We start from the raw sequence: 14,935 nt of genomic DNA, 5'->3' as shown, positions 1-14,935 counted from the left end.
TGGATGCTGATATCACCAATAATCTGTAAGCATCCAGCTTTAGACTTCTCAGTCATAGGTCCGCAGGTGGCTGAATGTTTTCTCAAAGTGCGCTAATCTCACTGCAAGCGGTCTCCAGATCTCCGACACGACGCTTGTAGGAAGTCGGCGAGTTGGTCTTACTTTTCCGACCAGTTTGCAGCCTTGTTAAGATGGATCAGGGTTTCATTTAGGCTGCCAATCTCATTGGTTCTGTTTTGCTGACATAGGCCTCATTGGGGGTCAATATGCCGCGGGTCGAATGTGGGCGCTCAGAGTTGTAATAGGTCAGCCATTTGCTGATCCCCGCCCGCATTTCTGAACCCGCCTCAAAGGCGTTCAGGTAGACGCATTCGTATTTCAGTGATCGCCAAAGCCTTTCAATCATGCGATTGTCCCGCCAGGCAGCTTTGCCATCTATTACCGTCAGTGCATTGCGTAGCAATGTCACGAGAGGCATGCTGATCTTGATCTTTGCATCCGTGAGCACGTCGATCCAAGCACCACTGGTAAATTGGCTGCCTTGGTCCGTATTAAATATCTCTGGCCTGCCGTGCTTTGCCAGTGCCTCTTTCAAGGCTTCAACGCAGAAGTCCGCGTCCATGCTGTTGGACAACCGCCAAGCAAGGGCTTTGCGACTGTACCAATCCATGATTGCCACCAGATACAGAAAGCCACGCCGCATCGGGATGTAGGTAATGTCAGCACACCATACCTGGTTCGGGCGGTCGATCACGGCTTTCCTAAGCAAATACGGCCAGATCTTATGCTGGGGATGTTTCTTGCTCGTGTTGGGTTCCTGATAGATCGGGACCAAACGCATGAGCCGCATGAGAGGGCGCACGCAATGGCGACCGCATTTGTGGTTGTTGCGTTGCATGCACCGCGCCATTTGACGTGACCCCTACCATGGCGTTTCGAGGAATTGCTTATCCCCTCTCGGGATCATGCTTCGCATAACCCTGCCGGGCAGTGAATGATTTCCATGAACCGTAGGTTCTCAGCGCTCTCCCCCTTCGGTTCATAGTACAAGTGGGATCGGGTCAGCGTCAGCAGCTTGCATTGACGGCGTACACTCAGCTTGTGCTCCTTACTCACCATTTTTGCCTCGCGTCCCGAGCAACTGATGCGAGGCATCCACTGCCCGACAGGCGCATGCGCAGCATGCTGCCGGGAGGGGGCCAAAAAATCCCGCTCCACCACCAGCTGGCCGATCTTCCCCTCTCAGTGATTGCAGGCAATCACCTGCCGGTTGACAGAATGCAACTTGTCGACGTCCGCAATGCTCACCTGTTCTGGGGCTGCACCTGCTCAGCGACGGACCCTCGGCGCGTAAAGGCCGTCGCCAGGTTCTCTATCGCCGCGCATTTCCATGTCCCAATCTGCGTCGGGTGAATGCCATATTTCTTGGACAGCTCCGCCAACGTCATCTCCTCGCGAATTGCTTCAAGCGCAACCTTAGCTTTGAAATCGGGCGAATAATTCTTTCGTTTCGTCATTTGGGATCACTTCTTTCACAAATTAATCCACCTTAACGACTGGTCCGAAATCTTGCGACAACCTCTGTATGGGCGCGATGTAGTGCCACGGATAGCGTCACCAGCTTCATTTTCCGCGAATACCGCGACCGCTCTAACATGGGCTACGGGACGCTGCTGGCGATGGTCTACGCGCTTGATATAACAATGAACTTCGGTGTAATAGCGTTTGAAACAATTTCAGCTGTACGGATCGAACCTGAGCATCCCAAGCTATTCAAAATTCAAGAATTTTTCAGAGTTCACGATCTTACCTGTGTCGTCTTTGAAACAAATTCGACCGGTAGTTGTATAAAGGTTTTTACCACCTCCGTCCAAATAAATCCATATTTGGCCTAGATTTTAGTGGCAGCGTTACCCGCACAGCGGACCCTACCCCAACTCTCTCCCAATATCCTTGGTCTGCTCATAGAGGCGGCGAAACAGCGCGTAGTGCTTTTCATAGATCAGGTCCGACTTGGCCTGCACGGTTTCCTGAACCGGGTTCCAATCGGCGATGTCCGCACGCGCGACAGTGCCAATCGCCAGCGCCGCCAAAAAGGCGTCGCCATAGCTCGCTCCGGTGATTTTTTCGCAGACCGCCTGATCAATATCCGTGATATCAGATGTCGCCTGCAACCAGAGCCGGTTTTTCGTCCCGCCCCCCACCGCAAGTAGCCGCGTCGGGCGTTGTCCCAGATCGGCAAATGTATCGGTCACATGGCGCGTCCCGTAAGCGATGCCTTCGATCAAGGCGCGGTACATGTCACCGCGTGTGTGCGTCAGGTTCAGTCCGAAAAACGCGCCCTTGGCGTGGATGTCATGGATGGGTGTGCGTTCCCCCGAGAAATAGGGCAGGAACAGCAAGCCATTGGCACCGGGCTGCGAGGTCCCCGCCTCCTGCGCCAGTATGGAGAATGCCTCAGCCATCTCCAGATCCCGCGCCATTTGGTCACGAAACCAATGGGTCAGCGTCCCCGATGTGGCCAGCCCGGCCATAGAGGCATGCTCCCCCTCAAATAGCCAGGGCGCGTACCAAATCGCGGAGTCTGCCACGCGGGTCTTGGTGCGCAGAATGATGAAAATGGTCGAGCCATACATCATCATCATGTCGCCCGGTTTATCGACCCCGACTGAAAACGCCTCTGCGGCCGCATCAATCGTGCCGGCGGTGACGGGCGTCCCTGCGGCCAGCCCGGTCGCCGCGGCGGCCTCGGGCGTGATCTGCCCAGCAATATCGCCCGACCACATCAGCCGTGGCAGTTTTTCCAGCCCCACGATGTCATCCGCCAAATCATCCACCCAGGTTTGCGTGGCGATATCATAGAGCGGTGAAAAATTCGCCGCCGTGTAGTGATCGATCACGGTTTCGCCCGTGAGCCGCTGCACCAGAAAGCTGGTGGAGGTCAGGATATGCGCCGTTTTCGCATATATGTCGGGGCGATGCCGTTTCAGCCAGAGGATTTTTGGCCCCACGGATTGGGACGTCAGCGCGTTGCCACAACGCGCGATGATGGTGTCTTCACCGATGCGCGCGCTCAACTCCCGCACCTCCGCTTCTGCGCGCCCGTCCACGCCGTAAAGAACCCCGTTCATCAAAGGCGCGCCGCTTGCGTCCACGGGGAGCATGCAGGGACCGATGGCGCTGCAAGCAACCGCTTTGATCTCACGCGCGTCTATCCCGCTATTGGCCAGAAGGCTCTGGCAGACATAGACGAAATCACCCCACCAATCCTCTTCGGCGCGGTGTTCTGCCCATCCCGGTTGCGGCACCAGCATCTTGTGTCCACGCGCGGCCTGCGCGATGATGCGCCCGGTGAAATCCACCAAAACGCCCTTGGTTTCATAGGTGCCGATGTCGATGCCAAGCGTATAAGCCATCAGGTGTATTCATCCCGGTTCAGTAAAAAATCAGCGTCAATCCGCGCCGGCGCAGGCACCAGCAAATCCGCCAAAGTCACAAGGTCGCGCAGATCACAAACCTCACGCGCCAAATGCGAATAGCGCATGGGAAACTCCAGATCGACACAGGCCACACCCTGCCCCACCAATTGCACATAAGACAGGTCGGTCAAGATGCCCACCTGTGCGGAGCGCTGGAGCGGGATGCCTGCCGCATCTGCCGCCCTTTCGATCAAATCGACAATGGCGGGATGCGGAATGACCCCGTTCAACGTACCGCAGCCATGGAAGGAATAGAGGCTCATGCCCGGACCGCCCCCGAGCACCATGTCACCGCGCGCGCCCATTTCCGGCGTGTCGCTGGCCAGCATCAGATCAATCTGGATCGCCATATCCGGTTGCAAGCTCTGCGCCACCGGCTGTGCGCCGCGCAGGTTGAATTCTTCCTGCACGGTAAATGCCAGATATACGGTCGGGCCACCGCTGCGGTCTTTCAAAGCCCGCGCGACTTCCAGCAGCACCGCACAGCCCGCGCGATCATCCACGCTTGTGCCGCAAATGCGATCCGGCCCCAGCTCGAAGGCGCGCGGGGCATAGACCACAGGCGCGCCGATCCGGACGCCCGCTGCTTCGGCATCCTCGCGCGACGTGAAGCCTGCATCTACATAAAGCTCTGATGTCGCGAGCACCCTGGATTTTTCATCCGGTTCGGTGGCATGGTGGCTTTTGTTGGCGATCACGCCCAGGATATCACACCCCTGCGCTGCGCAGATCAACACCTCTCGGGCAAGCAACGCGCGTTCGGGAACCCCACCGAGACGCACCAACCGGATGAAGCCGTTATCCTCGATCCGGCGCACGATGAAGCCAAGCTGATCCATATGGGTGAACACCATGACGGACGGGCCGGGCCCCTCAAATGTGGTGACCAGATTGCCAAGCCTTTCGGTGCGGGTCGCCAGCCCCATCTCCTCCAGTCGCGCAGCAATCGCGCGGCGCACACGGTCCTCATGGCCCGACAACCCCGGCACCTGCATCAAATCCATCAGGTCATGTTCGGTGCGATCCGTCATCCGCGTGCGGCCTTTACCCGGTCCATGAAATCGCGGGCGCGGTCCGGATCAACGGCTTGCCATGTATCCCCATCCACTTTCAACGACGAGCCGACGATGCAGCCATCCGCCACGCGCAGAACATCCGCGAAGGTCTCGTGTTTGACGCCGGTATTGGTCATCACGGGCGTGTCGGGTAGCACCGCTTTGACCGCTTCAAGGTCGGACATCGCCGCCGCCTCGCCGGTGATCTGGCCCGACACCAGCACCGCATCGGGGATGGAAGAAAACACCGCAGAGCGCGCGCGATCCGGCAGGGAGCGCGCATCCAGCGAATGGACGAATTCCGCCGAGACATTAAACAACATCGCCATATCCGAGCGCCCCAATCGGTCGCGATAGCGCATGGCCTTGCTCGCATCCGGCGACCAAAGCCCCATATCCGAGGCATATGTGCCGGTGAAAATCTCGCGGATGAAACCCGCCCCGGTTGTGGCGCCAACCGCCACGCTCGCCATCCGATCCCAGAGCATATTGACGCCAAAAGGCACGGTAATCTCACCGCGCAATTGCCCGATGACATAGGCCATCATCGCCGATGAGGCAGGGTCCACCTGAAACTCATAGGGGCGATCGTTTTCATTGCCAAACATCACCGCATCAAAGCCCGCGCCCTGCAAGGCGTCCAGATCCGCCCGCGCCGCCGCGACCAGATCAACATCCGGATCAAAAAGCGGTGCGCCGGGCAATGCGCACAGATGCACCATCCCGATGACCGGTTTGGACGTGCCAAAGGCGGCTTGGAAAAGTGTATTCATGATCTCTCCCTCTTCCCGCGCCCAGCTTAGGTTTTGCGCCCTGTTCACGCAAAGGGAAAGTGTTCTATGGTTCGATCAAAGCAAATCGGAGAGCAGCATGACACTGAAAACACGACATTGGGACCGGATCGACAACGGGGGTGTCAGCTTCACCGAGCTGGGGTTTGGCACGGCACCGCTTGGCAATCTTTACCGCGCGATTTCGGACGGCGATGCGCGTGCCACATTAGATGCGGCCTGGGAGGGCGGTGTGCGCTATTACGATACCGCGCCGCTTTATGGGCTGGGCCTGTCGGAAACCCGGCTCAATCCGTTTCTGCGCGACAAGCCGCGCGATGACTACGTGCTCTCCAGCAAGGTCGGCCGCCTGATGCAGCATTGCGCGCCCGAGCATCGCGCCGGTGTGGGCAAATGGTTCGACGTGCCGCAACGGCGCGAGCAATATGATTACACCTATGATGGTGTCATGCGGTCCGTGGAACACTCGTTTTCGCGCCTCGGCGTGGATAGGATCGACATTCTTTATGTGCATGATCTGTGCGTCTTCAGCCACGGCTCAAAGGAAGCCTCGGACATGCGGATCGAGGAGTTCTTTGGCGGGCGCGGCTATGACGCGATGGTGTCTTTGCGCGATCAGGGCATGATCCGGGCCATCGGTGGCGGTGTGAACGAATGGGAGGTCTGCCAGACGCTGGCTGAGCGCGGTGATTTCGACCTCTTCCTGCTGGCGGGACGTTATACGTTGCTGGAACAGGAGGCGCTGAACAGCTTCCTGCCGCTGTGTGAAAAACGCGGCATCGGCATTGTGACCGGCGGGCCCTATAATTCGGGCATCCTCGCCACGGGTGCCAGGCCCGGTGCGTTTTACAATTACGATCCCGCACCGCAGACCATCATCGAGCGGGTGAATGCCATCGAGGCCACCTGCAAGGATCACGGCGTGCGCATGGTGGATGCGGCGTTTCATTTCCCCCTGCTGCATCCGGCGCATGTGTCGGTCATTCCCGGCGGTCAGGGCGTATCCGAAATGCACGCCAACCTGCAAGCCGCGCAGGCCAAAATTCCGAACGCGCTCTGGAAGGATCTAAAGGCCAAGGGCCTGATGCGCGAGGATGCGCCCACATAAAGATCCACGCGCATAGGTATGAGGGGGACCCGGCGCGGTGATCACGAGGGGATGGCGCAGGATCCTGTGACGCTGAACCGTGGTTGCGGACCGGATGATTTTGCCGCCATGCTGGCGCGCCATGGGGTGACAGTTTTGGGCCGGGTGGCATGATGTCAAGGTTTGGTGGCCGATATGCCGGTGGCAGGCGGAATATGATGCTTGGCACGACACGGTCGACGTATTGATTGCGTATCTCAGGATATATGAGAACGCCGATATTTTTGGCACCATCGCTGCGCGGTTTCAACGCATGGGCTGAGCCGCGAAGAAATCCGCAACCCGAGCGGTGTTAATCCCGGAACGCTCCGAAAGGGGTAGCGACACATGCAGGGCCGCAGCGGCCTAGGCAAAAGGAATAGCCTGCGAAATCGGGTGACCTGCCGCAAAGCGCGCGGCCAATGCGCCCACAAACATATTCCCTGCTCCATGGGTCGACATCACCACCACCGGATGGCCGGGATAATCTGCGCCTTCATACCGCAGACCCGCTGCGCCGCGCGTTTCAAGGGTTGTGACGTCCAACCCCGCATAGGCCGCGCCCTCAACCCGGTTCACAATCACCAGATCGAGGAGGTCAGTGAAAGCCTCCGGCAATGCGCGCACTGGTGCGGCATTGAGTCAGACCTGAGCGCCCGCAGCGCGCGCCTTTGCGCCGAGGCCCTGTTCACTTCCTGCGGGATTTCGTTTTGCAACAGCACCACGCGTGTCCCCACGGGCACCGCGATGGCCGCCGCATGAATATGCAGATTGGCCGCGGAAACGATCACCGCGCCGTACTCGCCCTGCGCATCCACAATGGCCGCACTCATGCCGCTTGGGCCTGCGTCCCGTTGCAATTGGCTCAGGTCGATCCCGCTTTGACGCAGGGTGGTGCGGATCATATCGCCGAAACTGTCGGGACCCGCGCACCCGGCAAATGCCACCGACGCGCCAAGCCGTGCGGCGGCGAGCGCTTGATTGCCACCCTTACCGCCAAAGACATATTCCACCGAGGACCCAGTGACGGTCTCATCCAGCGCGGGCAGATGGGGCGCATTGAGAACCACGTCCAGATCAGCGATCCCGCCACAAACACGCTCACGCCAGCATCACGCCCTGTACCAGAGGCATGGCCATCGGGGCATCCTGCCGTGCGATGGCCGTTTGCAGAGCGGTATCATTTACCAAACACGCGGCGATCGCGCGCAGTTTTTGCACCACCGCGATATTGGTGCGCGCCTCTTCAACCGGATCGAGGCCAGAGTGATCCGGGAGGGTGTCGAAATAGATCGCCCCGTCATAGCCCGCGCGTTCCAGCTCCACCAAAAGCTCGATGGTCTGGATCGGGTGCACCGCGCCGACCATCAACCCGTTGTCCCATTTGCCGTAACCGTCATTAAGATGCACGCCCAAGATACGCGAATGGCGCGCCACAAGAGCGGCGGCAAAGGCGGGCCTTTCATCGGCGTAAAGCACATGGACAAAATCCAGCGTGACGCCCATGTTGCGCCGCCCGACGTCCTTGATCGCCAGCAAGGTGGTTGCGGCATCCGGCATCAGCGCAAAGGCGCGCGGCTCGTTAGGTTTATATTCAAGCGCAATGTCGATGTCGGGGGTGTGATCGGCGACTTCGGCCAGGGCGGCCAGCGTGTGGTCCCAGGCCTGCGCATAATCCATTTGAAACGAATAATCGAACCCGTCCTGTCCCATCCAGAGCGTCATCAGATGCCCGCCCATTTCCGCCAAAGCATCCCAGACCCCGTTTGGTTTCCTCAATCGCGGCGCGGCGTACGTCGGCCTGCGGATGCGTGAAAGCGCTTAATTTATAGCGCGGATCGGTGTAATACCGCATCGCCAAGCCATTGAGCACCATACCGTTATCATCAAGTGCATGCGACAGATCAAGCGGGCGGTCCTGTGTGAAATCGTCCGGGCAGTTGAGATCAGCCGCGTTCAAATCCGCCGATGCCGCGCGTGCCAGAAGATCGGCCGTCGTCACGGTATTCTTGCCAGGCCAATAGGCATCGGCACCGATTTTGAACGCATTCAGGCGCGTTGCGAAGCGGGGGGATGTGGGCATTTTCATACACGCGAGCCTACCTCAAGCCGTTTGCGGAGGCAGTTCGCTTTTGCATGCATATTTTCAGAACGCTGAATTGACGAGCCTCGGGTTTTATCGCAGCCTTGGTGGATGAAAATTCTCAAAAACCCGTTTCGCCGGGTCGGTATGTCAAATCCGGCTCTGACCGATTTTCCCGCCCCCAGCCTTGACTGGCAACGCCCTGTGGATCTGCTCAAACGCTGTCCGCGTGCAGGCGTCACCCCGCTGACGCAGTCTGAGACGCTCGCCAAGCACTGTGACGTCGCCGAGGTCATTTTGAAGGATGAGCGCAGCCGTATGGGGTTGGGTAGTTTCAAGGCGCTTGGCGCGGCCTATGTGATTGCCTGTGATCACGCTGCCGGGATCGCACGTGGCGCGACTTATATCACGGCAAGTGCGGGCAATCACGGGATGTCCGTGGCCGCTGGTGCCGCCGCGTTCGGCGCGTATTCCGTGGTCTATATCGCGGAAACGGTACCGCAGTCTTTTGCAGATCGCCTGGCGCAGGTCGGGGCGCAAGTGGTGCGCGAAGGTGCGGACTATGAGGCCAGCATGCAGGCCGCAGCGCGCGCCGCTAAGGCACAGCGTGCAATATTGCTCTCCGACAGTTCATGGCCCGGATATGTCGAGCGCCCTCACCGCCTGATGGAGGGGTATCTGGCGCTTATGGCTGAGGTATTTGAGCAGATGGTGCAAACCCCGACGCATGTGTTTTTGCAGGCTGGAGTCGGTGGTCTGGCCGGATCGGCGGCGGCGATGGTGCGCGATCACTGGGGTGACGGGCCGCGGGTGGTTGTCGTTGAGCCCGAAGCGGCTCCTGCGCTTTTTGCCTCGATTGAGGCGGGTGCGCCGGTTGCAACCTCTGGGCCAAGTTCACAGATGGGGCGGCTGGATTGCAAGGAGCCATCTTATATTGCGCTGAAGGGCCTGGCGCGGGACGGCGATTTTTTCGTCACGCTGAGTGAAGAGGAAGGGTTGGAGGGCGCGCGCCTGGCAGAAGAAAGCGGTTTAGCCTCAACGCCTTCAGGTGCGGCAGGGTTGGCGGGATTGCTGGCCAGTTCCCGCCATCGTTCCACATTGAGCTTGGATGAAAACGCTCGCGTGCTGCTGATCCTGAGCGAAAGCCCAGAGACGTGAGCCCAAAGCCGCGTGGCTTTCCCGAGGCCGAATTCCGCCAACGCCTGCAGGCCGCACAAGAACGCATGGGGGTTGTAGGACTTGATGCCCTGTTCCTGAGCACCGAGCCCGAAGTGCGGTATTTCACTGGTTTCCTGACGCGGTTCTGGGAAAGCCCGACGCGGCCCTGGTTTCTCCTCCTACCGCAAAGCGGCGATCCGATTGCCGTGATCCCCTCCATCGGCGCGCATTTGATGGCGCAGAGCTGGATCACGGATATTCGCACATGGCGCGCGCCGGATTACGACGATGACGGCGTGACGCTTCTGGTCGATACCATTGCCGAATGCCTGCCTGCAAAAGCGCGGATCGGTGTGCCTAGTGGATTGGAAAGCCATTTGCGCATGCCGCTGGCCTCTTGGGATGCTTTGCGGGGGGCCATCGGTGCGCGCCGAATGGTATCGGATCACGCCATCCTGCGCGATCTCAGAGCGGTCAAATCAGACTACGAAATCGCCAAGATTCGCGAAGCCTGCACCATTGCCGACCGGAGTTTCGCGCGCATTGGCGAAATCGCGCAAACCGGGGTGCCGCTTGCGGATGTGTTCCGTCAGTTTCAGATCCTGTGCCTTGAGGAAGGCGCGGATTGGGTCGGTTATCTGGCCGGGGGCGCAGGTCCGGGTGGATACGGCGATGTGATCACCCCGGCCGTGGCGCGCCCACTTTGTCCGGGTGATGTTTTGATGCTGGACACCGGTGTGGTGCATGACGGGTATTACTGCGATTTTGATCGTAACTTCGCGATTGGTACGGTCGATCGGGCCGTAGATGACGCCTATGCACGCCTGCTCGAGGCCAGTGATCAGGCCTTTACCTGCGCGCGTCCCGGCGTTACCGCATCAGAGCTTTTCCAGAGGATGGATGTCATCGTAACGGGTGGTGCCGGTGGCTCGGACGCCGGGCGCCTGGGCCATGGGTTGGGCATGCAATTGACCGAATGGCCCTCGCTTATTCCGGCGGATGAGACCGTTCTGAAGGCCGGTATGGTCTTGACCCTGGAGCCCGGCATCGAAATCAACCCCGGCCAGACATTGGTCCATGAGGAGAACATCGTGATCACCGCGACGGGGGCTGAATACCTTTCCACACCTGCGCCGCGCAACCTTCCAAGGCTTGCCTAATGGCCTCCCAACAATTTCCTTACGTGCTGGACACAAAAAAACGGCCTCAATTAGGCCTGATCGTCCTGCAATCAGATGTGACGCTTGAGGATGATATGCGCCAGTTGCTGCCCGCCTCGGTCAGCCTGCATGTCTCGCGGGTGCCCTCGGCGCAAACCGTTACCGCCGAAACCCTCGCGCAGATGGAAGACCATCTGGCCGCAGCGGCAGGGCTGTTCCCGCGGGGGTTGTGTTTTGACATGCTTGGCTACGGCTGCACCTCCGGCACCGCACAGATCGGCGCATCCCGGATTGCCCAGTGCTTGCGTCAGGGCACGCAGGCCAGGCAGGTGAGCGAGCCGCTTTCCGCTCTTGTCACCGTTTGCGGCGCGTTGGACGTGACCCGGATCGCGTTTTTATCACCCTATATCGAAAGCGTATCGAACACGTTACGCGAAACGCTCGCCGCACACGGCATCCAGACGCCCGCCTTTGGCAGCTTTTGCGAGGAACAAGAAGCCCGCGTCGCCCAGATCGACAGCGCATCCATTTATGACGCCACCTGCCGACTTGCCGAAGAGACCAATGTGCAGGCCGTGTTTTTATCCTGCACGAACCTGCGCACCCTGGAGGTGATACCGCAGCTGAGCCGGTCAACCGGTTTGCCGATCCTGTCCAGTAACCTCGTTTTGGCATGGCACATGCTGCAGGCCACCGGTGCAATCGATCAAGACAGCCAACCGGGTGATTTGCTGTAAGCGTTCATCGCAACGCTTAGACGCCTGCGTGATCCTCGCCATACCCTTTGTGATGTTCTGGCCGGGTGCATTTTCGGATTTGCCGGTTTTTTGAGACAATAAGCGGCAATAGGAAATCATTTCCCTCTGGGGCGCGTTTTTTGTCGCGCCCTTAACCCTGTATTCGTTCCTTTATTGCAAGAAGTGTCACACAGCCGTTGCCCGTGAACACATCTCTGCGAAAGCCCGCCGCCCGTGCCAAAAAGCGTCTCCAATGCATAATTTTCTGTTAAGTCTTCAGGTCTGCCTGTGGCTGCTGGCGGCCCCCTATGCGATGGCGCAATCTTATGGCCATCAAGGCAAGCAAGCCAGCTCGCAGGTCTGGAAAACAGGCGAAAACACACCTCGGGGCTATGAGGCGGACCTGCCCAGCACCGCCATCAACATCACCTTCCCCGAACAGCAGAACAACCGTGACCGTACCGGAATGGTCATGTTCAGCGCAACAACGGGCCGATACGGGCTCTCGCTGGGCTATCACAACGTCAATGCCCTCTCTGGGGCAACCACACGCGCCACGGATCCCGCTGGCACAGACACCGCGTCCAGCGCCGTGATCGGAACCGCCTTGGGTGAATACAGGCTGGGTACGGATGCGGACACCACGCTCTGGCTCGGCGGGGGGGTACGTTATTGGGATGTGTCGACCGACCTGAACCTGACCGCCGGGATCGAGCCAACGACCACGGTATCCGCGGGCGACAGCTGGTTTGATCCGCTCCTTGGGATGCGGGGCCGCTCCGACTTGGGGCATCACTGGTTTGCAACGGGATGGGCCTATGCCGGTGGATTTGGCACTGGATCAGAGGCGATGATCGATGTCCTCGGTGGTGTTGGCTATGAATTTACCGGCACAGTTTCAGGTGTTCTCGGATATCGTTACATGTCCGTGGAGCGCAACGCATCCGGATCAGCGCATGACCTGCAGCAACAAGGGTTCATGGCGGGCGTGTCGTTCAACTTCTGACCGCCACGCCCTTCCCCGCTGGCGCCAAAGCGGCACATTTTGCATGTTTTAGATCGCGCGCTGGCCGTTGCCGGGCTCTCGCCTATCTGAGGGCGGCCTGCATACGCGCTGAGCTGCAAAAACACTTCTGCGCATATTCAGTCTTGCGCACGGCATCCGCATCATACCCCACGGCAATACCGCAATCTTCGCGGGCCGCACCGGCCATCTGGAACGCCGCCCCGTCCCGCCTTGTGATCGCCATCTGATCAAAAGACTGAACCGCCTCGGCAAGGCGCACACGCAAATCCGTCTGCAATTCTTCGCCGATAGAGGCCGGCGTAAGCGGAATTTCGCGATAGCTGCGGCAAGCACTCATGATTTCCTCAAGCGACACCGTCACACGGCGATTGGCCCGCTCCGCGCCGGTAACGCTAACAAGCAATTCACGCTCCCCGCGCGAGGCAATGGAACCGATCCGGTCCACCGGAACCCCCTGCGCCTGGAGTGCTGCGGCGACGCTTTGGGCGCGTCGCAATCCAAGGCCATCGTTGTAACCCGTTGTTCCTACTGCATCTGTAAAGCCGACAACCACGGTCGGCTTATAGCTTTGACGTGCCTTGAGTTGCTCTGCGATCTGCGCGACCTGCGCCAAACCTTGCGCATCCAGTTGATCGGCGTCGAACTTAAAATTGATCGTTCCGACGTCCTGAGCAAGGGCGACCATCGGCAATGACATGGAAATAGTTAACAAAAGCGTGGCAAAAAAACGACACAACATGCGGGTTTTCCTCTGGGTTGTTCGCCGCGAACGTATTCCACTGCCTGCACAGTTGCAACAAGGCTGGTTCTGATCCTATTGTTAATGCAATGATAATACCCACACAACGGTGGGTGACTGAGCAGTAATCGGTGCAAAAACATGAATAGATGTCTACTGAAGGGCCTCCGGGCGCTGCCGACCGTTGCGCTATGCGCATCGCTGACATGGGGTCACCAGGCTGGTGCTCTTTCACTGGAGGACTCGATCCTCTTCGTGTTGGAGACGAACCCTGAGATCAAAGCCGCGGAGGCCAACAAACAGGCCATCGAGTTTGAACTTGATCAGGCGCGCAGTTTCTGGGCGCCGCGGGTTGAATTTGAGGGGCGCTCCGAAGGCAGCATCAATAACGGGACACGCACAACCGATCAGGGCGCATCCGATGATGCGTTGTTCGGATATGAGGTTTCCGCGCGGATCACGCAGCGTCTATATGATGGCAAATCAACCCGCTCGGAGATAGAACGCCAGGCCTACCGCATTGATGCGGCGGCCTACCGCGTACTTGAACGCTCCGAATTCCTGTCTTTGGAAGCCATCCGGGTTTACAGTGACGTGATACGCACGCAAGCCCTGACCGAAAAGGCCCGGCTCAATCTGGCATACCACCGCGATATTATGGCCAGAATTCAAAGCGCCTATGACAACGGCGTTCTGGGCATTGCGGATTTGCAACAGGCCGAAGAGCGCCTGTTTCTGGCCGAAGACACACTGATCCAGTTCGAATTGACCGATACGGACGCGCGTATTCTGTTTTTGGAAACCGTGGGTGTCACGCCGGACAATCTGCAATCCGTACCTGAAATCGGGGCGCGCCTGCCCGGCAATCTTGATGATACGCTCGCGACTGCCTGGCGCCACAACCCGACGATCCTATTTTTTCAATCCGACATCGGGGCCGCTGAGGCATTGTCGCGCCAGGCGAATGCCAACCGTTTTCCCACACTCGATCTGGAGGCCGAGACCCGTTACGGAGAAGACGTGCGTGGCTTTGAGGGCGAGGTTAACGACGCCTCCATCGGTCTGGTGCTGCGCTATGAAATTCAGGGCAACCGCAAACGTGGCCAGCGTGAAGAACAGATCCGGCGCGTCAGTGAGCAGCGCGCCCGCCTGTTGACCCAATCGCGTTTGGTGGAGCGCGAAGTACGCCAATCATGGTCCAATCTGAAATCGACGCAACGGCGCGTCGGCCTTTTGGACCGGCAGGCAACCCTGTCGCGTGACTTGCTGGCCTCTTATGAGCGGGAATTTGATGTTGGTGCGCGCTCCCTCATCGACGTTCTGAACACCCAAAACGCTCTGTTTCAGGCCGAGGTTAATCTGATGAATGCGCGCTCCCTTGAAGTTTTTGTGAAATACCGTCTGCTTGCCGCTGCGGGTATCCTTTTGCCCGCCCTTGGCATCACCCCGCCCGAAGACAGTGCGGCCTATGCGGTGAATGATCAGCGTGCACCTGGTCTTAACGCACCTGGTGATAGGTCTCGTGACGATGCGATCAGCTTTCGAGACTGGCGCAAAAGCCTGCGCTCGGAATAACGCGC

15 protein-coding genes and 1 pseudogene are annotated in these 14,935 nt (G+C 58.9%); 7 read left to right on the top strand and 9 right to left on the bottom strand.

Annotation, left to right across the window (positions count from 1 at the left end; translation table 11 throughout):
* Nucleotides 1-208: 208 nt before the first annotated feature.
* The 5 genes and pseudogenes from ROLI_RS08005 to ROLI_RS07990 form a co-directional block, all read right to left on the bottom strand.
* Nucleotides 209-1,134 (bottom strand): annotated as a pseudogene (locus ROLI_RS08005) (IS3 family transposase); the annotation flags it as partial.
* A 170-nt stretch (nucleotides 1,135-1,304) separates the two neighbouring features.
* On the bottom strand, nucleotides 1,305-1,517 hold the full coding sequence (locus ROLI_RS23940; RefSeq protein WP_187431548.1) for a transposase: 213 nt from the start codon (nucleotides 1,515-1,517) through the stop codon (nucleotides 1,305-1,307).
* A gap of 411 nt (nucleotides 1,518-1,928) precedes the next feature.
* Complete coding sequence (locus tag ROLI_RS08000) at nucleotides 1,929-3,416, bottom strand: FGGY-family carbohydrate kinase (RefSeq protein ID WP_187430840.1); 1,488 nt, start codon at nucleotides 3,414-3,416, stop codon at nucleotides 1,929-1,931.
* Nucleotides 3,416-4,510: a M42 family metallopeptidase gene (locus ROLI_RS07995; protein WP_187430841.1), complete on the bottom strand. Its 1,095-nt coding sequence runs from the start codon at nucleotides 4,508-4,510 to the stop codon at nucleotides 3,416-3,418. The genes ROLI_RS08000 and ROLI_RS07995 overlap by 1 nt, the downstream gene beginning before the upstream one ends.
* Nucleotides 4,507-5,307, bottom strand: a complete 801-nt coding sequence (locus ROLI_RS07990) for a BtpA/SgcQ family protein (protein WP_187430842.1) — start codon at nucleotides 5,305-5,307, stop codon at nucleotides 4,507-4,509. Before ROLI_RS07990 ends, ROLI_RS07995 begins: the two co-directional genes overlap by 4 nt.
* A 97-nt stretch (nucleotides 5,308-5,404) precedes the next feature.
* Here ROLI_RS07990 and ROLI_RS07985 point away from each other — a divergent pair, with 97 nt between their 5' ends.
* A complete protein-coding gene (locus ROLI_RS07985; protein WP_222869582.1) occupies nucleotides 5,405-6,433 on the top strand; it encodes an aldo/keto reductase in 1,029 nt (342 codons plus the stop codon).
* A gap of 18 nt (nucleotides 6,434-6,451) precedes the next feature.
* Nucleotides 6,452-6,586, top strand: a complete 135-nt coding sequence (locus ROLI_RS07980; RefSeq protein ID WP_262386558.1) for a hypothetical protein — start codon at nucleotides 6,452-6,454, stop codon at nucleotides 6,584-6,586.
* A gap of 231 nt (nucleotides 6,587-6,817) precedes the next feature.
* Here ROLI_RS07980 and ROLI_RS07975 read toward each other — a convergent pair whose 3' ends face one another.
* From ROLI_RS07975 to ROLI_RS07965, 3 genes are read right to left on the bottom strand one after another with little or no spacing between them, the layout of a single operon-like run.
* The gene (locus ROLI_RS07975) at nucleotides 6,818-7,078 is read right to left on the bottom strand and encodes a hypothetical protein (RefSeq protein WP_262386559.1); all 261 of its coding nucleotides are present in this window, start codon (nucleotides 7,076-7,078) and stop codon (nucleotides 6,818-6,820) included.
* Entirely contained in the window at nucleotides 7,033-7,521 is a 489-nt protein-coding gene (locus tag ROLI_RS07970) for a PfkB family carbohydrate kinase (protein WP_316247464.1), read from the bottom strand. The genes ROLI_RS07975 and ROLI_RS07970 overlap by 46 nt, the downstream gene beginning before the upstream one ends.
* A 31-nt stretch (nucleotides 7,522-7,552) precedes the next feature.
* Entirely contained in the window at nucleotides 7,553-8,230 is a 678-nt protein-coding gene (locus ROLI_RS07965) for a sugar phosphate isomerase/epimerase (protein ID WP_262386560.1), read from the bottom strand.
* A 415-nt stretch (nucleotides 8,231-8,645) separates the two neighbouring features.
* On the opposite strand from ROLI_RS07965, the gene ROLI_RS07960 reads away from it, so the two are divergent.
* From ROLI_RS07960 to ROLI_RS07945, 4 genes are all read left to right on the top strand, one after another.
* Entirely contained in the window at nucleotides 8,646-9,692 is a 1,047-nt protein-coding gene (locus tag ROLI_RS07960) for a pyridoxal-phosphate dependent enzyme (RefSeq protein WP_187430843.1), read from the top strand.
* Complete coding sequence (locus tag ROLI_RS07955; protein WP_187430844.1) at nucleotides 9,689-10,852, top strand: Xaa-Pro peptidase family protein; 1,164 nt, start codon at nucleotides 9,689-9,691, stop codon at nucleotides 10,850-10,852. Before ROLI_RS07960 ends, ROLI_RS07955 begins: the two co-directional genes overlap by 4 nt.
* A complete protein-coding gene (locus ROLI_RS07950; protein WP_187430845.1) occupies nucleotides 10,852-11,589 on the top strand; it encodes an aspartate/glutamate racemase family protein in 738 nt (245 codons plus the stop codon). The genes ROLI_RS07955 and ROLI_RS07950 overlap by 1 nt, the downstream gene beginning before the upstream one ends.
* 253 nt (nucleotides 11,590-11,842) lie before the next feature.
* Complete coding sequence (locus ROLI_RS07945; protein ID WP_187430846.1) at nucleotides 11,843-12,595, top strand: hypothetical protein; 753 nt, start codon at nucleotides 11,843-11,845, stop codon at nucleotides 12,593-12,595.
* Nucleotides 12,596-12,677: 82 nt separating this feature from the next.
* Here the strand turns inward: ROLI_RS07945 and ROLI_RS07940 are convergent, their stop codons facing one another.
* Nucleotides 12,678-13,355 carry an OmpA family protein gene (locus tag ROLI_RS07940; protein WP_187430847.1) on the bottom strand — a complete coding sequence of 226 codons (678 nt, stop codon included), beginning with the start codon at nucleotides 13,353-13,355 and terminating at the stop codon, nucleotides 12,678-12,680.
* 141 nt (nucleotides 13,356-13,496) lie between these two features.
* Between ROLI_RS07940 and ROLI_RS07935 the strand changes: the two genes are divergently transcribed.
* The gene (locus ROLI_RS07935; protein WP_187430848.1) at nucleotides 13,497-14,930 is read left to right on the top strand and encodes a TolC family outer membrane protein; all 1,434 of its coding nucleotides are present in this window, start codon (nucleotides 13,497-13,499) and stop codon (nucleotides 14,928-14,930) included.
* Nucleotides 14,931-14,935 lie beyond the last annotated feature (5 nt).

It is taken from the genome of Roseobacter fucihabitans, assembly GCF_014337925.2.
Taxonomy (GTDB): domain Bacteria; phylum Pseudomonadota; class Alphaproteobacteria; order Rhodobacterales; family Rhodobacteraceae; genus Roseobacter; species Roseobacter fucihabitans.
This window is presented reverse-complemented; position numbering and strand designations above follow the sequence as displayed.

Coding starts and splice junctions, on each gene's coding strand:
- ROLI_RS23940 (WP_187431548.1), bottom strand. CDS start 1,517: ATGACGAAACGAAAGAATTATTCGCCCGATTTCAAAGCTAAGGTTGCG.
- ROLI_RS08000 (WP_187430840.1), bottom strand. CDS start 3,416: ATGGCTTATACGCTTGGCATCGACATCGGCACCTATGAAACCAAGGGC.
- ROLI_RS07995 (WP_187430841.1), bottom strand. CDS start 4,510: ATGACGGATCGCACCGAACATGACCTGATGGATTTGATGCAGGTGCCG.
- ROLI_RS07990 (WP_187430842.1), bottom strand. CDS start 5,307: ATGAATACACTTTTCCAAGCCGCCTTTGGCACGTCCAAACCGGTCATC.
- ROLI_RS07985 (WP_222869582.1), top strand. CDS start 5,405: ATGACACTGAAAACACGACATTGGGACCGGATCGACAACGGGGGTGTC.
- ROLI_RS07980 (WP_262386558.1), top strand. CDS start 6,452: ATGAGGGGGACCCGGCGCGGTGATCACGAGGGGATGGCGCAGGATCCT.
- ROLI_RS07960 (WP_187430843.1), top strand. CDS start 8,646: ATGAAAATTCTCAAAAACCCGTTTCGCCGGGTCGGTATGTCAAATCCG.
- ROLI_RS07950 (WP_187430845.1), top strand. CDS start 10,852: ATGGCCTCCCAACAATTTCCTTACGTGCTGGACACAAAAAAACGGCCT.
- ROLI_RS07945 (WP_187430846.1), top strand. CDS start 11,843: ATGCATAATTTTCTGTTAAGTCTTCAGGTCTGCCTGTGGCTGCTGGCG.
- ROLI_RS07940 (WP_187430847.1), bottom strand. CDS start 13,355: ATGTTGTGTCGTTTTTTTGCCACGCTTTTGTTAACTATTTCCATGTCA.
- ROLI_RS07935 (WP_187430848.1), top strand. CDS start 13,497: ATGAATAGATGTCTACTGAAGGGCCTCCGGGCGCTGCCGACCGTTGCG.